Source organism: Salmonella sp. NW884 (assembly GCF_051700745.1).
Classification (GTDB): Bacteria; Pseudomonadota; Gammaproteobacteria; order Enterobacterales; family Enterobacteriaceae; genus Salmonella; species Salmonella enterica.
The window spans coordinates 44,273-59,864 of the sequence record NZ_JAMMDE010000012.1 but is presented as its reverse complement, the minus strand read 5'-3'; the positions used below and the strand labels follow the sequence as shown (position 1 = coordinate 59,864).

At 54.0% G+C, this 15,592-nt stretch carries 16 protein-coding genes; 8 read left to right on the top strand and 8 right to left on the bottom strand.

Features of this window, described 5'->3' with window-relative positions; genetic code table 11:
- Positions 1–53: 53 nt before the first annotated feature.
- The 6 genes from NA197_RS20320 (at position 54) to NA197_RS20295 (ending at position 6,614) form a co-directional block, all read left to right on the top strand.
- Positions 54–809, top strand: a complete 756-nt coding sequence (locus tag NA197_RS20320; RefSeq protein WP_000750762.1) for a CDP-diacylglycerol diphosphatase — start codon at positions 54–56, stop codon at positions 807–809.
- Between the two features lie 263 nt (positions 810–1,072).
- Positions 1,073–2,407, top strand: coding sequence for an MFS transporter (locus NA197_RS20315; RefSeq protein ID WP_064043059.1), 1,335 nt, complete (start codon positions 1,073–1,075; stop codon positions 2,405–2,407).
- A gap of 10 nt (positions 2,408–2,417) precedes the next feature.
- Complete coding sequence (locus tag NA197_RS20310; protein WP_064043060.1) at positions 2,418–3,377, top strand: aminoimidazole riboside kinase; 960 nt, start codon at positions 2,418–2,420, stop codon at positions 3,375–3,377.
- A 9-nt stretch (positions 3,378–3,386) separates the two neighbouring features.
- A complete protein-coding gene (locus tag NA197_RS20305) occupies positions 3,387–4,427 on the top strand; it encodes an ADP-ribosylglycohydrolase family protein (RefSeq protein ID WP_000557878.1) in 1,041 nt (346 codons plus the stop codon).
- A gap of 62 nt (positions 4,428–4,489) precedes the next feature.
- Positions 4,490–5,212, top strand: coding sequence for a GntR family transcriptional regulator (locus NA197_RS20300; protein ID WP_023227083.1), 723 nt, complete (start codon positions 4,490–4,492; stop codon positions 5,210–5,212).
- A 97-nt stretch (positions 5,213–5,309) separates the two neighbouring features.
- Complete coding sequence (locus tag NA197_RS20295) at positions 5,310–6,614, top strand: SLC13 family permease (protein WP_000061007.1); 1,305 nt, start codon at positions 5,310–5,312, stop codon at positions 6,612–6,614.
- 109 nt (positions 6,615–6,723) lie between these two features.
- On the opposite strand, the gene tpiA is transcribed toward NA197_RS20295, so the two are convergent.
- Both tpiA and NA197_RS20285 read right to left on the bottom strand, forming a co-directional pair.
- Positions 6,724–7,491: a triose-phosphate isomerase gene (gene tpiA / locus NA197_RS20290; RefSeq protein ID WP_017441865.1), complete on the bottom strand. Its 768-nt coding sequence runs from the start codon at positions 7,489–7,491 to the stop codon at positions 6,724–6,726.
- A gap of 112 nt (positions 7,492–7,603) precedes the next feature.
- Positions 7,604–8,200: a YiiQ family protein gene (locus NA197_RS20285; RefSeq protein WP_000802241.1), complete on the bottom strand. Its 597-nt coding sequence runs from the start codon at positions 8,198–8,200 to the stop codon at positions 7,604–7,606.
- A 100-nt stretch (positions 8,201–8,300) separates the two neighbouring features.
- On the opposite strand from NA197_RS20285, the gene NA197_RS20280 reads away from it, so the two are divergent.
- The gene (locus NA197_RS20280; RefSeq protein WP_000155236.1) at positions 8,301–8,729 is read left to right on the top strand and encodes a DUF805 domain-containing protein; all 429 of its coding nucleotides are present in this window, start codon (positions 8,301–8,303) and stop codon (positions 8,727–8,729) included.
- A 105-nt stretch (positions 8,730–8,834) separates the two neighbouring features.
- Here the strand turns inward: NA197_RS20280 and fpr are convergent, their stop codons facing one another.
- The 4 genes from fpr to NA197_RS20260 form a co-directional block, all read right to left on the bottom strand.
- Positions 8,835–9,581 carry a ferredoxin--NADP(+) reductase gene (gene fpr / locus NA197_RS20275; RefSeq protein ID WP_000796303.1) on the bottom strand — a complete coding sequence of 249 codons (747 nt, stop codon included), beginning with the start codon at positions 9,579–9,581 and terminating at the stop codon, positions 8,835–8,837.
- 96 nt (positions 9,582–9,677) lie between these two features.
- On the bottom strand, positions 9,678–10,688 hold the full coding sequence (gene glpX, locus NA197_RS20270) for a class II fructose-bisphosphatase (protein WP_001250617.1): 1,011 nt from the start codon (positions 10,686–10,688) through the stop codon (positions 9,678–9,680).
- A gap of 111 nt (positions 10,689–10,799) precedes the next feature.
- The gene (gene glpK, locus NA197_RS20265) at positions 10,800–12,308 is read right to left on the bottom strand and encodes a glycerol kinase GlpK (RefSeq protein ID WP_000136809.1); all 1,509 of its coding nucleotides are present in this window, start codon (positions 12,306–12,308) and stop codon (positions 10,800–10,802) included.
- Positions 12,309–12,328: 20 nt separating this feature from the next.
- On the bottom strand, positions 12,329–13,174 hold the full coding sequence (locus tag NA197_RS20260; protein WP_000084285.1) for an MIP/aquaporin family protein: 846 nt from the start codon (positions 13,172–13,174) through the stop codon (positions 12,329–12,331).
- Positions 13,175–13,572: 398 nt separating this feature from the next.
- Between NA197_RS20260 and zapB the strand changes: the two genes are divergently transcribed.
- A complete protein-coding gene (gene zapB, locus NA197_RS20255; protein WP_000051370.1) occupies positions 13,573–13,812 on the top strand; it encodes a septal ring assembly protein ZapB in 240 nt (79 codons plus the stop codon).
- Between the two features lie 220 nt (positions 13,813–14,032).
- On the opposite strand, the gene rraA is transcribed toward zapB, so the two are convergent.
- Together rraA and menA are read right to left on the bottom strand one after the other, a co-directional pair.
- Positions 14,033–14,518 (bottom strand): ribonuclease E activity regulator RraA, encoded by a 486-nt coding sequence (gene rraA, locus NA197_RS20250; protein ID WP_000872918.1) that lies wholly within the window; start codon positions 14,516–14,518, stop codon positions 14,033–14,035.
- A gap of 92 nt (positions 14,519–14,610) precedes the next feature.
- Positions 14,611–15,540, bottom strand: a complete 930-nt coding sequence (menA, locus tag NA197_RS20245; RefSeq protein WP_000139639.1) for a 1,4-dihydroxy-2-naphthoate polyprenyltransferase — start codon at positions 15,538–15,540, stop codon at positions 14,611–14,613.
- Positions 15,541–15,592: the final 52 nt, after the last annotated feature.

Sequence of the window (15,592 nt, the reverse complement as noted above, 5' to 3'; positions counted from 1 at the left end):
GCCACAATTTTGCGTTACTCTTCCCCGTCTATGGGTCACAGGGAACGCATATCATGAAAAAAACAGGCTACTTTTTACTGGCGGTGATAGTGATTGTCGCCGCGGCGGGCGTCGGTTACTGGAAATTTTCCGGCAATCCTGATGCATTACGGGAAATCGTGCTTGAACAGTGCCTGCCCGATCAGTTACAGCATCAAAACCCAGCGCCTTGCGCGGAAGTCAAACCTCGCGCCGGCTATGTCGTCTTTAAAGATCGTCACGGTCCGTTGCAATATTTATTGATGCCCACCTACCGTATCAACGGTACAGAAAGCCCGCTATTGCTGGAACCCGCTACGCCCAACTTTTTCTGGCTGGCCTGGCAGGCTCGCGGCTATATGAGTAAAAAATACGGGCATGATATTCCGGATAGCGCGGTCTCGCTGGCGATTAATTCGCGGCTTGGTCGTTCACAGGACCATTTGCATATCCATATTTCTTGCATCCGTCCTGACGTTCGGGAACAACTGGATAACGATCTCACGCGCATCAGCACTCGCTGGCTTCCGCTGCCGGGTGGCCTGATGGGGCATGAATACCTGGCGCGCCGGGTAACCGAGAGCGAACTGGCGCAGCGTAGTCCGTTTATGATGCTGGCGGAAGAGGTGCCGGAAGCGCGCGATCATATGGGACGCTATGCGCTGGCGGTGGTACGCCAAAGCGACGACTCTTTTGTCCTGCTGGCGACCGAGCGTAACCTGCTGACGCTTAATCGCGCATCGGCGGAAGAGATTCAGGACCATAGTTGCGCCATTTTGTCTTCCCGCTGATTTTCGTTACACCCCCCTGCTCATTATCTTATTGATTCTTATCCCGGTTTAAAACTGGGGTAAGATCGTGTCTATAAAAATATGTGAAACCGATCAAAAGATATAAAGGTATACCTTTATATCTTTTGATGGTTAGTTACACTCTCTTCATAGCCTCCATAGATTGTCTGGTGGATGGCTTATATAAAAACGTTTTTATTTCATGTAGTGACATCATTAATTGTTCACCAGATTTGCGCTGTTAAGCGTAAAGGAATATCAACATGAAACTTTCTATCGTGGAAAAAATCGGCTTCGGCGCGGGAGATATGGCGATAAACGTTGTGATTATCGCCATGCAGCTGCTCCTCGCCTATTTCTATACCGATATCTACGGCCTGAGCGCCGCTGATGTTGGCGTACTGTTTGTGGTTGTGCGGATGATTGATGCCATTATCGATCCGGCCATGGGGGTTCTTACCGATAAACTGAACACGCGCTGGGGGCGTTACCGCCCGTGGCTGCTGTGGTTTGCCATTCCTTTTGGTTTCGCCGTGTATTTGATGTTTATTACGCCTGACATGGCTTATATGGCCAAGCTGGCGTGGGCCTATGGCACCTATATTCTTATGACCCTGGTCTATACCGCGATCACCATTCCCTATATTTCGATGATTGGCGTGATTACCAGCGACCCCGTCGAACGGTTAAGCGCCAACGGTTATCGTTTTGTGATGACCAAGATTGCCGCTTTTCTGGTGACTATCGTCGTACCGATGCTTGCCGTCTGGCTGGGGCAGGGTAATAAGGCTTTGGGCTATCAGTTTTCGATGGGGCTGATGGGGGCGATGGGCGCCTTGCTGTTTATCTTCTGTTTTCTTACCACGCGTGAACGCAGCGAGCCGGAAATTACCTCGCTATCGGTGGGGAAACAGTTTAAATATCTGTTACGTAACGATCAGTGGATTATTCTCGGCGTTGTTATTCTGCTGCTGATGTGCGGTTATGTTATTCGCGGTTCCGTTGCCGCTTATTACGCCAAGTATTATCTGAACGGCGGAGATAGCCTGATTTCACCCTTCCTGACTACCGGCGTCGTTGCCTCTATTTTAGCGATGATCGCTACCACCTGGATAACCAAGTTCTGGGACAAAATTAAGATGTTCCGCTACACCCAGATTATTACCTTTATCCTGAGCGCGCTGATGTATTTCTCCGTTGGGCGTGAAAATCTTATCCTGGCGTTTGCGTTCTATTTTCTCATTAATTTCTTCTGCGATATGCAGATGCCGGTGTTCTGGTCCTCTATCGCCGAAGCGGTGGATTACGGCGAAAAGAAAACCGGTCTGCGCGTTTCCGGGTTGGCGTTTGGCGGCATCCTCTTCTTCCAGAAGTTTGGGATGGGGATCGCGGGCGGGATACTCGGATTCCTGCTGAGCCATTTTGGTTATCAGGCCGATGTTGAACAGACCGCGCGTTCACTCACCGGTATTGCGCTGATGATGACGCTCATTCCGGCTCTGTTCCACCTTGCGGTTGGGCTGCTGATGAAAAAATATCTGATTAACAATAAATATTATCGTGATATTCAGCTCGCCCTGGCGCAGAAACAGGCATAAGGAGGCGCAAATGAAGGCCATGAATAAGGTTTGGGTTATCGGTGATGCCTCCGTTGATCTGGTGCCGGAAAAACAGAACAGCTATCTGAAATGCCCCGGCGGAGCGTCGGCGAATGTGGGGGTATGCGTTGCCAGGCTGGGCGGAGAGTGCGGTTTTATCGGCTGTCTTGGCGACGATGACGCCGGTCGCTTCCTGCGCCAGGTTTTCCAGGATAACGGCGTGGATGTCTCTTCGCTGCGGCTGGATGCGGACCTGACTAGCGCGGTGCTGATCGTCAACCTGACGGCTGATGGGGAGCGCAGCTTTACCTATCTGGTGCATCCGGGGGCTGATACCTACGTTTCGCCGCAGGATTTGCCGCCGTTCAGGCAGTACGAATGGTTTTACTTCAGCTCAATTGGCCTCACCGACAGTCCCGCTCGCGAAGCATGTCTGGAAGGGGCGAGACGCATGCGAGAAGCCGGTGGCTACGTGTTATTCGACGTCAACTTACGCAGCAAAATGTGGGGGAATACCGATGAAATCCCTGAACTGATCGCCCGGTCCGCCGCGCTGGCTTCTATCTGCAAAGTCTCGGCAGATGAGCTGTGCCAGCTCAGCGGGGCCAGCCACTGGCAGGATGCGCGTTATTACCTGCGCGATCTGGGCTGCGACACCACGATCATTTCGCTGGGGGCCGATGGCGCGCTGTTGATTACCGCCGAGGGGGAATTCCATTTCCCCGCACTGCGCGTCGATGTTGTCGATACCACCGGGGCAGGCGATGCTTTTGTCGGCGGGCTGTTGTTCACCCTTTCCCGCGCAAATTGCTGGAATCATACCCTACTGGCGGAGGCCATCAGCAATGCTAATGCCTGCGGCGCTATGGCGGTGACGGCAAAAGGCGCAATGACCGCTTTACCGTTTCCTGACCAACTCAACACTTTTCTTTCCAGCCATTCACTGGCACAAGCCATGACCGTGAAATAAGGAGTCATCATGCACGTTGATCAAAACAAAATACTGGGATGCCTGGTGGGCGCCGCCGCCGCGGACGCGATGGGAGCCGCGACGGAAGTACGCACCCAGCAGCAGATAAAAGACTATTTTGGCGGCTGGGTGACGACCTTTCAAAAACCGCCTGCGGACACGTTTGGCCGCTGCAATGAAGCGGGTATGTGCACGGATGATTTTATTCAGGCGAAGTACATTATGGATGCGCTGCTGCGCCATCAGCGTGAAGTCAGCGACGAAGCGATGCGCGAAGCTTTTCAGCAGTGGCTGGATTACCCGTACTACGCCAACTTTACCGGCCCGACGACGCGTGCGGCAATGAAGGCAATATTCAATGATAACCGCGCCTCTTTACAGGGTGAGCTGGAAGGCGAAAAACAATCGGTACAGATCATTAATAAGGGTAATGCGGAGGCAACGAACGGCGCCGCCATGAAGATTTGGCCAGCGGCGGTGCTGCATCCGGGTGATATTGACGCGGCGATTGACTGCGCGCTGCAGATTTGCCGTTTTACGCATAATAACGTGCTGGCGATGTCCGGCGCAGCGGCGATGGCGGCGGCAACCAGCGAGGCGTTAAGAGCGCAGACCAATGCAGACAGCATTATTGCCGCCGGTATTTACGGTGCGCAAAGGGGCTATCTGCTGGCGCAGGAGCAAGGGGCGATGATGGTGGCCGGGCCTTCCGTTGCCCGACGCATTGAGCTGGCCGTAGATATCGGTAAACGTCATCGCCATTGGGAAACGGCGGTGGTGGAACTTGCTGATATTATTGGCTCCGGGCTGCACGTGAGTGAAGCGGTGCCAGCGGCCTTTGGCCTGTTCGCGTGTTGTCCGAATTCTGCCGTAGATGCTATTATCTCCGGCGTTAATATCGGCAATGATACTGATACTGTCGCCACCATGGTCGGGGCGATTTCCGGCGCATTCCATGGCGTGGAGGCTTTTCCCGCCGATTATTTAACGACTTTGGATCGTATGAATCATTTCGATTTGGCAGAACTGGCCAGGCAAATCGCAGGGTAGCGAATTCACCCTGCCGGGGACGGTAAAACGTCCCCTGCTGGCGAAGACGTGAGGTGCGCAGCTTGCAGGTTGATAAAACGAGCTTTACTCCGCTTTATAAGCAACTATTTTTTATCATCTGTCAGCAGATCCAAAATGGATCCCTGCCTTTAGGCAGCCAGCTGCCGACGCAAAAAGAGATTGCCAGATCCTACAACGTCTCGCTGATTGTGGTTAAACAGGCCTGGAGCGAATTAATCAATGCGGGCATTATTTCCTCCCAGCGCGGGAGTGGTTCGGTGGTGTGCTCGGTGCCGGAAGGCGTGAGCTACGGGCACACGTTTCGCGGTATTACCCGCGATCTCCAGGACGCCAGCGTGGAGATTGAGAACCGTATTCTGGAAATCGCGCCGCGCCGCGCGCGCGACGCTCAGGCAGACGGCTTGAGCCTGCCCGCACAGCATCACTATCTCTATATTTCGCGTATTCGTTGCCTGAATAACCGTCCGTTTAACCATGAGAAAATTTATCTCGATCTTAGCTTCTTTCCCGATCTGCAACTTACACCGCAGGCGCTGGAGCATACGTCGCTTTATTCGTTATTAAACGTCACAAGCGACTCGGCGATAGAAAAAGTTGAGGCGATTTTACCTTCCGCTGACCTGTGCGAAAAATTGCAAATCGCCGCCAATAAACCGCTGTTATCCGTCGCCAGACAGACGTTTCAGGCCGGGAAGGACAGCCCTTTTGAGTATTGCCGCTATTACGTGCTGTCTGAATACTTTGGTGAAATTCATTATCACTGATCTGTCCGCTTAATCCTGCGATAACCCCACTATATCTGGCGTTTACCTGCCTGACTGTCCGTCGTATTCTTGCTGAAAAAATCGTCAGGAGACAGGTATGTCGCTCTGGTTGTCCCATCCTCTGTTCCTCCCGTCCATCATCGTTGGCGTTACTATCCTTCTGTGGGCGACTTCGCTACTGCCGGAGTTTATGACCGCACTGCTATTTTTTGCTGTGGCGATGATCGCCAAAATCGCGCCGCCGGAGGTTATCTTCGGCGGCTTTGCTTCATCGGCCTTCTGGCTGGTGTTCAGCGGCTTTGTGCTGGGGATCGCGATTCGCAAAACCGGGCTGGCGGACAGGGCGGCGCGGGTGCTTTCGTCGCGGCTCACCGACTCATGGCCGCTGATGGTTGGCAGCGTGGTGCTGCTCAGCTATGCCCTGGCCTTTGTTATGCCTTCAAATATGGGGCGCATTGCGCTGCTGATGCCGATTGTGGCGGCCATGGCGAAACGCGCGGGGATTGAGGATGGCACACGCGGTTGGTATGGGCTGGCGCTGGCGGTGGGATTCGGTACTTTCCAGCTGTCGGCCACCATTTTGCCTGCTAACGTCCCGAATCTGGTGATGAGCGGCGCGGCGGAAGGTTCATACGGCATCCATCTGAATTATGTACCTTATTTACTTCTGCATACGCCGGTGCTCGGTTGGCTAAAAGGGGCGGTACTGATTGCGCTGATATGCTGGCTGTTTCCCGGTAAACCGCATCCGCCGCGCGACATGACGCCGCTGCCGCCGATGAGCCATGATGAGAAGCGCCTGGCATGGCTGCTGGCGGTGGTGTTGACGCTCTGGGTGACTGAAAGCTGGCACGGCGTGGGGCCAGCCTGGACGGGGCTGGCGGCGGCGGTGATAACGCTTCTGCCGCGCGTTGGTTTTATCAACGGCGACGAGTTTTCCAGCGGCGTGAATATCCGTACCTGTATTTACGTCGCCGGGATTCTGGGGCTGGCGATCACCGTCACTCACACGGGTATTGGCAGCGTCGTGGGAAATGCGCTGCTGCATATTATGCCGCTGGATAAAGAGAGTCCGTTTACCAGCTTCCTCGCGCTGACCGGAATTACCAGCGCGCTGAACTTTATTATGACCGCTAATGGCGTACCGGCGCTGTATACCACCTTCGCGCAGAGCTTTTCCGATGCTACCGGTTTTCCACTATTGAGCGCGATCATGATTCAAGTACTGGGGTATTCCACGCCGCTGCTGCCGTATCAGGCGTCACCGATTGTGGTGGCGATGGGACTAGGGAAAGTTCCTGCGCGGGCGGGAATGCTGTTATGTATCGCGCTAGCGGTGGTGAGCTATTTGATTCTGCTGCCGCTGGACTACCTGTGGTATCAGGCGTTGGGGAAACTGTAGCCTGTTCCGCTTGGGGATTTTCCCGGAGGCGGTGCTACGCACCTGTCCGGGCTACCAGGCGATAACCCCGGTTGCGAAGCGCGACCGGGGAAAGACCCGCTAAAGCGAATTACGCTTTTTTAGCAGCTTCTGCTGCTTTCACGATCACCGCGAAGGCGTCAGCTTTCAGAGAAGCGCCGCCTACCAGCGCGCCGTCGATGTCCGGCTGCGCGAACAGTTCGGCTGCGTTGGAGGCATTAACAGAACCGCCGTACTGGATAATGACCTGTTCAGCGATTTTCGCGTCAGCTTTAGCAATGTGGTCACGGATGAATTTGTGCACTGCCTGCGCCTGCGCAGGAGTTGCAGATTTACCGGTACCGATCGCCCATACGGGTTCGTAAGCGATAACCGCGCCTTCAAAGGCTGCCGCGCCCTGCGTTTTCAGTACCGCGTCGATCTGGCGTGCGCACACTTCTTCTGTTTTGCCCGCTTCGTTTTCCGCTTCGGTTTCACCGATGCACAGTACCGGCGTCAGACCTTGTTCTTTCAGTACGGCGAATTTTTTGGCGATCAGCTCGTCAGATTCTTTGTGATAAGTACGACGCTCGGAGTGGCCGATAATAATGTACTGCGCGCCGATATCCTTCAGCATTTCAGCCGAAGTTTCACCGGTGAATGCGCCAGACAGATTCAGATCAACGTTCTGCGCGCCCAGCATAATGTGGCTACCGGCAGCAGCGCGTTTCGCCAGATCGATATACATTTCCGGCGGAGCGATTGCCACGTCGCAGCCTGCTACGCCCGTCAGTTCTTTACGCAGGTTAGCCACCAGTTCGTTTACCATGTGGCGGCTGCCGTTCAGTTTCCAGTTACCCATCACTAAAGGATGTCGCATTTCATTTCTCCACGCTTAGTCAGCGAATTAAGGAAGATGGCCGCTCGTCAGAGCAGCATGGTCTGTGAAACAGTATAGAGATTCATCCCCGGAAAGGCTTTGCTTTTTGTCATCAATTCGCCCCTTCTAGATTTTCAGATAACGCCAGCTTAATCGGTTCAACCGCGAAGGTCAGCCCCTTTTCGCCGTTATCTGCGACAACATAACGTACCGCGCCTTCGGTCTCGGCGTAATAGTGTTTACCTTTACCGGCGATAAGCATCTTTTGCAGTTTTTTCTGGCTTTGCTCTTTTGTCAGCAACGGGGCGACAGTGCGAATAATGGCGGCCATATATTCCAGCGCTTTCGCTTTCGCCGCTTTCTGTTCCGGCCCCTGAATGGGCAGCCAGGTAATCTGCATACTTTTCACTTTGAGCGTACCGCGCTCCAGCGCCGTGGAGGCATACAGATTTTCGTTAATCTTACTGGCGGCGCGGGTCAGATTCGCCTTATCGCGGCTATTCTCAATGGCGCGAAATTCATTGAGCGGCAGATCGGGATTCTGGCGGTTAAAGTTCTCACGAAACTGGCTAATAGAAAGATCAAAGGTTGGCGAGCCCGCCAGCAGATAGGGCGCTGTCGTGGTCGATGAAGAGAGCTGCGCGTGCGCCGTTATGCTGGCGGTGAGAGCAGAAAACAACAGTAAAAACAGAGTACATCCTGGCTTCATCAATCTTACCTTTCGTTAGGACTGCTCACGATTAAAACGATAACTGTCGGGCTTGTCAAAAGGGTAAACTGTAGCGGAAGGCAAAATATAAGGAACTTACATGACCATACAGCAATGGTTATTCTCATTTAAAGGGCGTATCGGACGCCGTGATTTCTGGATTTGGATCGGCCTCTGGTTTGCCGGGATGCTGGCGCTATTTTCGCTGGCGGGGAAAAATCTGCTTGATATCCAAACGGCGGCATTTTGCCTGGTGTGCCTGCTGTGGCCGACCGCCGCCGTCATGGTCAAACGTCTGCATGACCGGGGACGCTCCGGCGCGTGGGCGTTGCTGATGATTCTGGCGTGGATGCTGCTGGCCGGAAACTGGGTGATGCTGCCGGGGATGTGGCAGTGGGTCGTCGGGCGATTTATTCCGACGCTGATCCTGGTGATGATGCTTATCGATCTGGGCGCGTTTGTCGGTGTTCAGGGGGAAAATAAGTTTGGGAAAGCGACACAGGACGTGAAGTTTAAGGCAGAGCTGTAACGGGCGGTAAACCGTAATTTGCCCGGTGGCGCTGACGCTTACCGGGCCTACAGATTGGTGATGATTTGCAGGCCGGATAAGCCCCAGCCGCCATTCGGTAAAACATCACCAGTAATGTTCAGCCGTCATATGCCCCGGTCGGCGGCGCAGATGTTTAGTCATCTGTCGGGTCTCTTTCAGCAGTTGCTGCGTATCGCGCACCATCTGCGGGTTCCCGCACAGCATGACGTGGCTGGTCTCTTTATCCATCGGTAATCCAACGGCTTTTTCCAGCTCGCCGTTTTCAATGAGCGCTGGCACGCGTCCGGTAAGCGAGCCTGGCACGCTCTCCCGGCTGACCACCGTTTGGATGCGCAGCTTGCCTTCATAACGCTGTTGCAGTTCCAGCATTAGCGGCAGATAGCTTAAATCGGCGGCGAAGCGTGCGGCGTGGACCAAGACCAGATTTTTAAAGCGCGCGACATCCTGCCCATATTGCAGAATAGACAAATACGGGCCAATAGCGGTTCCGGTCGCCAGCATCCATAGCGTCTCGCAGTCAGGCACTTCATCCAGTACAAAGAAACCCGACGCGTCGCTGACCACTTGCACCTCATCGCCAGGTTTTAGCGCCGCCAGCCGCGGGCTGAGCTTTCCTTGCGGCACCGTCACCAGATAAAACTCTAAATTCGGATTGTCAGGCGCATTGACATAGGAATACGCGCGCTGAACGCGCTCGCCATCGATCTCCAGTCCGAGTTTGGTAAATTGGCCTGCAGTAAAAGGATTAATGGGGGCGTGAACGGTCAGGCTGAACAGTGCGTCAGTCCAGTTTTGCACCTTAGTGACTTTACCTGTTACCCAATCGGCCATGGTTTTCTCCTGTTCTGAATCGCTAACCTTATCTTCGTTCGTCAGGAGAAAGATTTCCAGCCCCGCGAGGCTGGAAGGCTCTAACTAACAAATACGCTAGAGGATATGCGCCTGTACATCCGGATCTTTACGATCAAGATAGTGGATAGACTGAATGCGGCGGATGGTGCGTGATTTGCCGCGGATCAGCAGCGTTTCCGTCGTGGCGATATGGCCTTTTCGGCTAATTCCTTCCAGCAGATCGCCTTTCGTGATGCCGGTCGCGGAGAAAATAACGTTATCGCTACGCGCCATGTCGCCCAGGCATAACGCCTTGCCCGCTTCAATGCCCATTGCTTTGCAGCGCGCCAGTTCCTGTTCGCCAATGCGGCGGTTTTCTTCGCTGTCGCCTTTCACGTCATGGCGCGCCAGCAGACGTCCCTGCATATCGCCGTCCAGCGCGCGGATCACCGCTGCGGATACCACGCCTTCTGGCGCGCCGCCAATCCCGTACAGCACGTCGACTTCGCTATCCGGCATACAGGTCAGAATTGAGGCCGCGACGTCGCCGTCAGGAATGGCAAACACGCGTACGCCCAGTTTGGCCATCTCTGCGATGACCTCGTCATGACGCGGTTTTGCCAGAATGGTCACGGTCAGATCGCCAAGCGGTTTACCCAGCGCATCCGCGATGTTGTGCAAATTATCCGCCAGCGGCAGATTGAGATCGATCGCCCCTTTGGCGCCCGGACCGACAATCAGTTTTTCCATATACATATCGGGCGCATTCAGGAAACAGCCTTTATCGCCGACCGCCAGCACCGCCAGCGCGTTCGCCTGACCCATCGCCGTCATGCGCGTGCCCTCAATCGGATCGACGGCGATATCTACCGCATCGCCGTGGCCGGTACCGACTTTTTCGCCGATATAGAGCATCGGGGCTTCGTCGATTTCGCCTTCGCCAATCACGATGGTGCCGTCAATGTTGACCTGGTTGAGCATGATACGCATGGCGTTGACCGCCGCGCCGTCCGCGGTATTTTTATCGCCGCGTCCCAGCCATTTGTAGCCAGCCAGCGCCGCCGCTTCGGTCACACGGGAAAATTCGATGGCAAGTTCTCGTCTCATAACAAACTCGTAGCAAAAAGGAGTGGCGCGCAGTGTAGCACAGGGGAAGGAGGGAATAATTGATGTGTGTGCGGAGTTGCCTCCGCACAAAGATTTTGCCGGATGGCGACCTTACTTGTCGTGCTCTTCCCACGCCATTGCGCGTTTAACCGCTTTCTTCCAGCCGCTGTAACGGTAGTTACGCTCGGTGGTTTCAATGCCGGGGCGGAATTCTCGCTCAATGACGGCTTTTTCCTGCAGCTCGTCCAGGTTCTGCCAGTAACCGACGGCCAGGCCAGCCAGATAGGCGGCGCCCAGCGCGGTCACTTCGCGCACTTCCGGGCGTTCCACCCGCGTGCCGAGAATATCTGACTGGAACTGCATCAGGAAGTTGTTGGCCACTGCGCCGCCGTCCACACGCAGAGCGTGCAGGCGGATACCGGAGTCGGCCTGCATTGCTTCCAGTACGTCGCGGGTCTGGTAAGCGATGGATTCGAGCGTCGCGCGGATAATGTGATTAGAGTTCACGCCGCGGGTCAGGCCAAAAATGGCGCCGCGGGCATACGGGTCCCAGTACGGCGCGCCCAGACCGGTGAAGGCCGGAACCACGTAGACACCGTTGGTATCTTTCACTTTCGTGGCGAAATATTCGGAGTCGAACGCGTCGCTGATGAGCTTCATTTCATCACGCAGCCATTGAATGGACGCTCCCGCCATAAACACCGCGCCTTCCAGCGCATAGTTGACTTCGCCGCTTGGGCCGCAGGCGATGGTGGTCAGCAGGCCGTTTTCCGATTTTACCGCTTTCTCGCCGGTGTTCATCAGCATAAAGCAGCCGGTGCCGTAGGTGTTCTTTGCCATTCCTTCCTTTACGCACAGTTGGCCGAATAGCGCGGCCTGCTGATCCCCGGCAATCCCGGCGATAGGAATACGTGTACCGCCTTTACCGCCAATATTGGTCTGGCCGTAGACTTCGGAGGACTTACGTACCTGGGGCAGCATCGCGCGTGGGATATCCAGCACGTCCAGCATTTTATCGTCCCAGTCCAAATCATGGATGTTGAACAGCATGGTTCGTGAGGCGTTGGTGTAATCCGTAACGTGGACGCGGCCCTGCGTCATCTTCCAGATAAGCCAGGTATCCACCGTACCGAACAGCAGCTCGCCACGCTTCGCGCGTTCGCGCGAACCTTCCACATGGTCAAGGATCCATTTCACTTTAGTGCCAGAGAAGTACGGGTCGACGACCAGACCGGTATTGTCGCGGATGTAATCTTCCAGGCCGTCGCGTTTAAGCTGTTCGCAAATATCGGCGGTACGACGGCACTGCCAGACAATAGCGTTGTATATCGGTTTGCCGGTTTCACGTTCCCAGACGATCGCGGTTTCACGTTGGTTGGTGATACCGATAGCGGCAATCTGATCGGAACTGATATCGGCCTTAGCCAGCACTTCTACCAGCGTTGAGCTTTGGGACGCCCAAATTTCCATCGGGTCGTGTTCTACCCAGCCTGGCTTAGGATAAATTTGCTCAAATTCACGCTGTGATACGCTGACGATATTCGCGTCATGATCCATAACGACCGCGCGGGAGCTGGTGGTACCCTGGTCGAGCGCAACGATATATTTTTTTTCAGTCATAATTTTGTCCCGTAATCAGATTACAGCGAAGCATTTTGTTGTGTGGTCGCGGTGGAGTCCTTCTCTTCCACGACGCAGGTATCGCACGGCAAATGACGGCCAATAAATTTGCGATAAGCAAACGCGCCCAGAATGGCGCCGACGATGGGGCCAAACAGCGGCACCAGGAAGTAAGGAATGTCTCTACCGCCGGTAAACGCAATTTCACCCCAGCCGGCAAGCCCGGCGAACATTTTGGGGCCAAAGTCACGCGCCGGATTCATCGCAAACCCGGTCAACGGCCCCATAGAGGCGCCGATAACGGCGATCAGTAAACCAATGAGCAGTGGCGCAAGCGGACCGCGAGGTACGCCGTTTCCGTCGTCGGTCAGCGCCAGAATCAGCCCCATCAGAATAGCGGTAATCACCATTTCAACCGCGAAGGCCTGCACAAAATTGATATGAGGATTCGGGTAAGTTGAGAAAATGCCTGCGAGATCGAGACTTTCAACGCTGCCACGGACGATATGGTGGGTTTGTTCGAAGTCCACAAAAAGATTGTAATAAAGCCCGTAAACTAACGCCGCTGCGCAAAAGGCGCCGGCAACTTGAGAAATAATAAAAGGAACAACTTTACGTTTGTCGAAACAGGCAAATAGCCAGAGTGCGATGGTCACTGCCGGGTTCAGGTGTGCGCCAGAAACACCTGCCGTCAGGTAGATAGCCATCGCTACCCCCAGACCCCAGATGACGCTGATTTCCCACTGTCCAAAAGTAGCTCCGGCAACTTTAAGCGCAGCGACACAACCCACCCCGAAAAAAATCAACAACCCGGTACCGAGGAATTCAGCAATGCACTGGCCTTTTAAGGTTGATGTTTGACTCATAATCGGATCCTGAAGAGTATGTAATGTTTATTGGTATGCGAGGAGGTCATGGACATCCACGATGCCCTGTAGGCACACTGTTAATTTATCGTTAACGAGCAAAAACGAGAAATATCGAAATCAAAATGTGTGTACTGCGTCAATAAAATGAGCGTTATCGCGCCATGAGGCGCATTTTGAGACAGCAGAAGAGAGTGAATTGAATCATTTCATTAACCAATATGTTAACACTTTTAAGTTATTGAATGAATGTTACCAGGAGATGGATGAAAATTGCTGCAAACCGCGATCTACGCGGTATGTCGCTGGACAGCGAGAGCGGGGCTTCATACAATCGACACTATATATTGTGCGCGTTTACGTGAAGCGTCGCCTTGCAATTCAGGAGAGGTAAGATCATGTCTTTAGAAGTGTTTGAGAAACTGGAAGCAAAAGTACAGCAGGCGATTGACACCATCACCCTGTTACAGATGGAAATTGAAGAGCTGAAAGAAAAGAACAACAGCCTGACGCAGGAAGTGCAGTCTGCACAGCATCAGCGTGAAGAACTCGAGCGTGAAAATAATTCTCTGAAGGAACAGCAGAGCGGCTGGCAGGAACGTTTGCAGGCGCTGCTTGGTCGTATGGAAGAAGTCTAATCCTCGTCATATTTCACGTTATGGCGGCGTTGGCTGCGTGCGTTCACCCCAGTCACATAGTGGCCTATGCTCCTGGGGATTCACTTACTTGCCGCCTTGCCCTGACGCGAAATCTATAGAGGATTTAGAATGCGGACACCGGTGGGCCGGATAAGGCGTAAGCTGCCATCCGACAATCAGCGACAACGCATAAAAAAGGCACCTTGCGGTGCCTTTTTGATCACTCGATATCGAGCGGGTCTTCGGAAAGGATAATCCCGGTGTTGTCGGCATAGAGATGATCGCCGGAGAAGAACGTCACGCCGCCGAAATTGACGCGCACATCGCTTTCCCCAATGCCTTCACCTGCGGCGCCAACCGGAATGGCGGCGATCGCCTGAATGCCGATATCCAGCTCTTCCAGATCGTCCACCTGACGCACCGCGCCATAGATAACCAGCCCTTCCCATTCATTTTGCGTGGCCAGACGCGCCAGCTCCGCATCGACTAATGCACGACGGACAGAACCGCCGCCATCGACCAGCAGAACCCGACCACGGCCATTTTGTTCGAGCAGATCGTACAGCAACCCGTTGTCCTCGAAACATTTTACCGTGATGATTTGTCCGCCAAACGACGACCGCCCTCCAAAATTAGAGAACAGCGGTTCCACGACGTTGACATCTTCCTGATAGATGTCACAAAGCTCGGAAGTATCGTATTTCATAGGCTTAACGTTCAGTTGCTGCGAGAATTTTTAGTATATCGCGCTAAGTATACTGTTGGCAAAATCATCAATTGTTAATTGATATTTGTCAGTTAAACGGCCCACTGACTTAAGAGTATCCCAATCACAAATAACAGGTTGGTTAACAACGCGCCTTTAACGGTACGTTCAAGCATCGGGCGCATTGCCGCAGGCTCCCTTTCGCGCATTACGTAGCGCGCTTGTTTAATGAGCAAGGGCGCGGCCAGAATAAACAACCATCCCCACGGACTGTGTAGCGAGAGCAGATTAAACAGCGCCAGACAGAGCAGCGCGCCTAGCAACAGGCAGGCGTGATAACGACGCGCGTTGACATCGCCCAGTCGTACCACAAGGGTGTTTTTGCCGTTCTCTCTGTCGCTATTAATATCGCGCAGGTTATTAATATTCAGCACCGCCGTCGCCAGTAAACCGCAGGCGGTGGCCGGGAGAATCAGCGCCGGAATCAGCGTATGCGCCTGGAGATACCAGCTCCCCATGACACTTAGCCAGCCAAAGAATACCAGGACAGAGATATCACCCAGCCCGATATAGCCGTAGGGCCGATTACCCACGGTGTAGGTGATGGCGGCGATAATCGACAGCCCGCCCAAAATCAGGAAGCCGACAAAATCGGTTAACGTATGGCACGCGACCGCCACCAGCGCCAGTCCGGAGATACAGATCAGCACGACGGTAATGATTAACGCCCGCTTCATCTCCTGTCGGGTGATGACGCCTTTTTGCATCCCCCGCAGCGGCCCGATGCGATCCGGTTTATCGCTGCCTTTGACAGCGTCGCCATAATCGTTGGCGAGGTTGGATAAAATTTGCAACAGCCCGGCGGTGATAAGGGCCAGCAGTGCGACCAGAGGATCGAAATAGCCTTGCCACCATGCCAGGGCCGTACCGACGATAATCGCCGCGAAGGCGAGGGGTAAGGTTTTGGGTCGTAAGCTTTCCAGCCAGGCCTGGGTGCGGCTAATTTGTTGTTGTTCAGTCATATTTAGCGCCAATAAAAATGGGGCTTTTCAGCCCCATCAACAGTGATGAAAA

Bases quoted from the DNA above. Each gene is read 5' to 3' on its own strand.
- fpr (WP_000796303.1), bottom strand. From the start codon at position 9,581: ATGGCCGATTGGGTAACAGGTAAAGTCACTAAGGTGCAAAACTGGACT.
- NA197_RS20310 (WP_064043060.1), top strand. From the start codon at position 2,418: ATGAAGGCCATGAATAAGGTTTGGGTTATCGGTGATGCCTCCGTTGAT.
- NA197_RS20280 (WP_000155236.1), top strand. From the start codon at position 8,301: ATGACCATACAGCAATGGTTATTCTCATTTAAAGGGCGTATCGGACGC.
- NA197_RS20285 (WP_000802241.1), bottom strand. From the start codon at position 8,200: ATGAAGCCAGGATGTACTCTGTTTTTACTGTTGTTTTCTGCTCTCACC.
- NA197_RS20315 (WP_064043059.1), top strand. From the start codon at position 1,073: ATGAAACTTTCTATCGTGGAAAAAATCGGCTTCGGCGCGGGAGATATG.
- NA197_RS20260 (WP_000084285.1), bottom strand. From the start codon at position 13,174: ATGAGTCAAACATCAACCTTAAAAGGCCAGTGCATTGCTGAATTCCTC.
- NA197_RS20295 (WP_000061007.1), top strand. From the start codon at position 5,310: ATGTCGCTCTGGTTGTCCCATCCTCTGTTCCTCCCGTCCATCATCGTT.
- zapB (WP_000051370.1), top strand. From the start codon at position 13,573: ATGTCTTTAGAAGTGTTTGAGAAACTGGAAGCAAAAGTACAGCAGGCG.
- menA (WP_000139639.1), bottom strand. From the start codon at position 15,540: ATGACTGAACAACAACAAATTAGCCGCACCCAGGCCTGGCTGGAAAGC.
- glpX (WP_001250617.1), bottom strand. From the start codon at position 10,688: ATGAGACGAGAACTTGCCATCGAATTTTCCCGTGTGACCGAAGCGGCG.
- glpK (WP_000136809.1), bottom strand. From the start codon at position 12,308: ATGACTGAAAAAAAATATATCGTTGCGCTCGACCAGGGTACCACCAGC.
- NA197_RS20305 (WP_000557878.1), top strand. From the start codon at position 3,387: ATGCACGTTGATCAAAACAAAATACTGGGATGCCTGGTGGGCGCCGCC.
- tpiA (WP_017441865.1), bottom strand. From the start codon at position 7,491: ATGCGACATCCTTTAGTGATGGGTAACTGGAAACTGAACGGCAGCCGC.
- NA197_RS20320 (WP_000750762.1), top strand. From the start codon at position 54: ATGAAAAAAACAGGCTACTTTTTACTGGCGGTGATAGTGATTGTCGCC.
- rraA (WP_000872918.1), bottom strand. From the start codon at position 14,518: ATGAAATACGATACTTCCGAGCTTTGTGACATCTATCAGGAAGATGTC.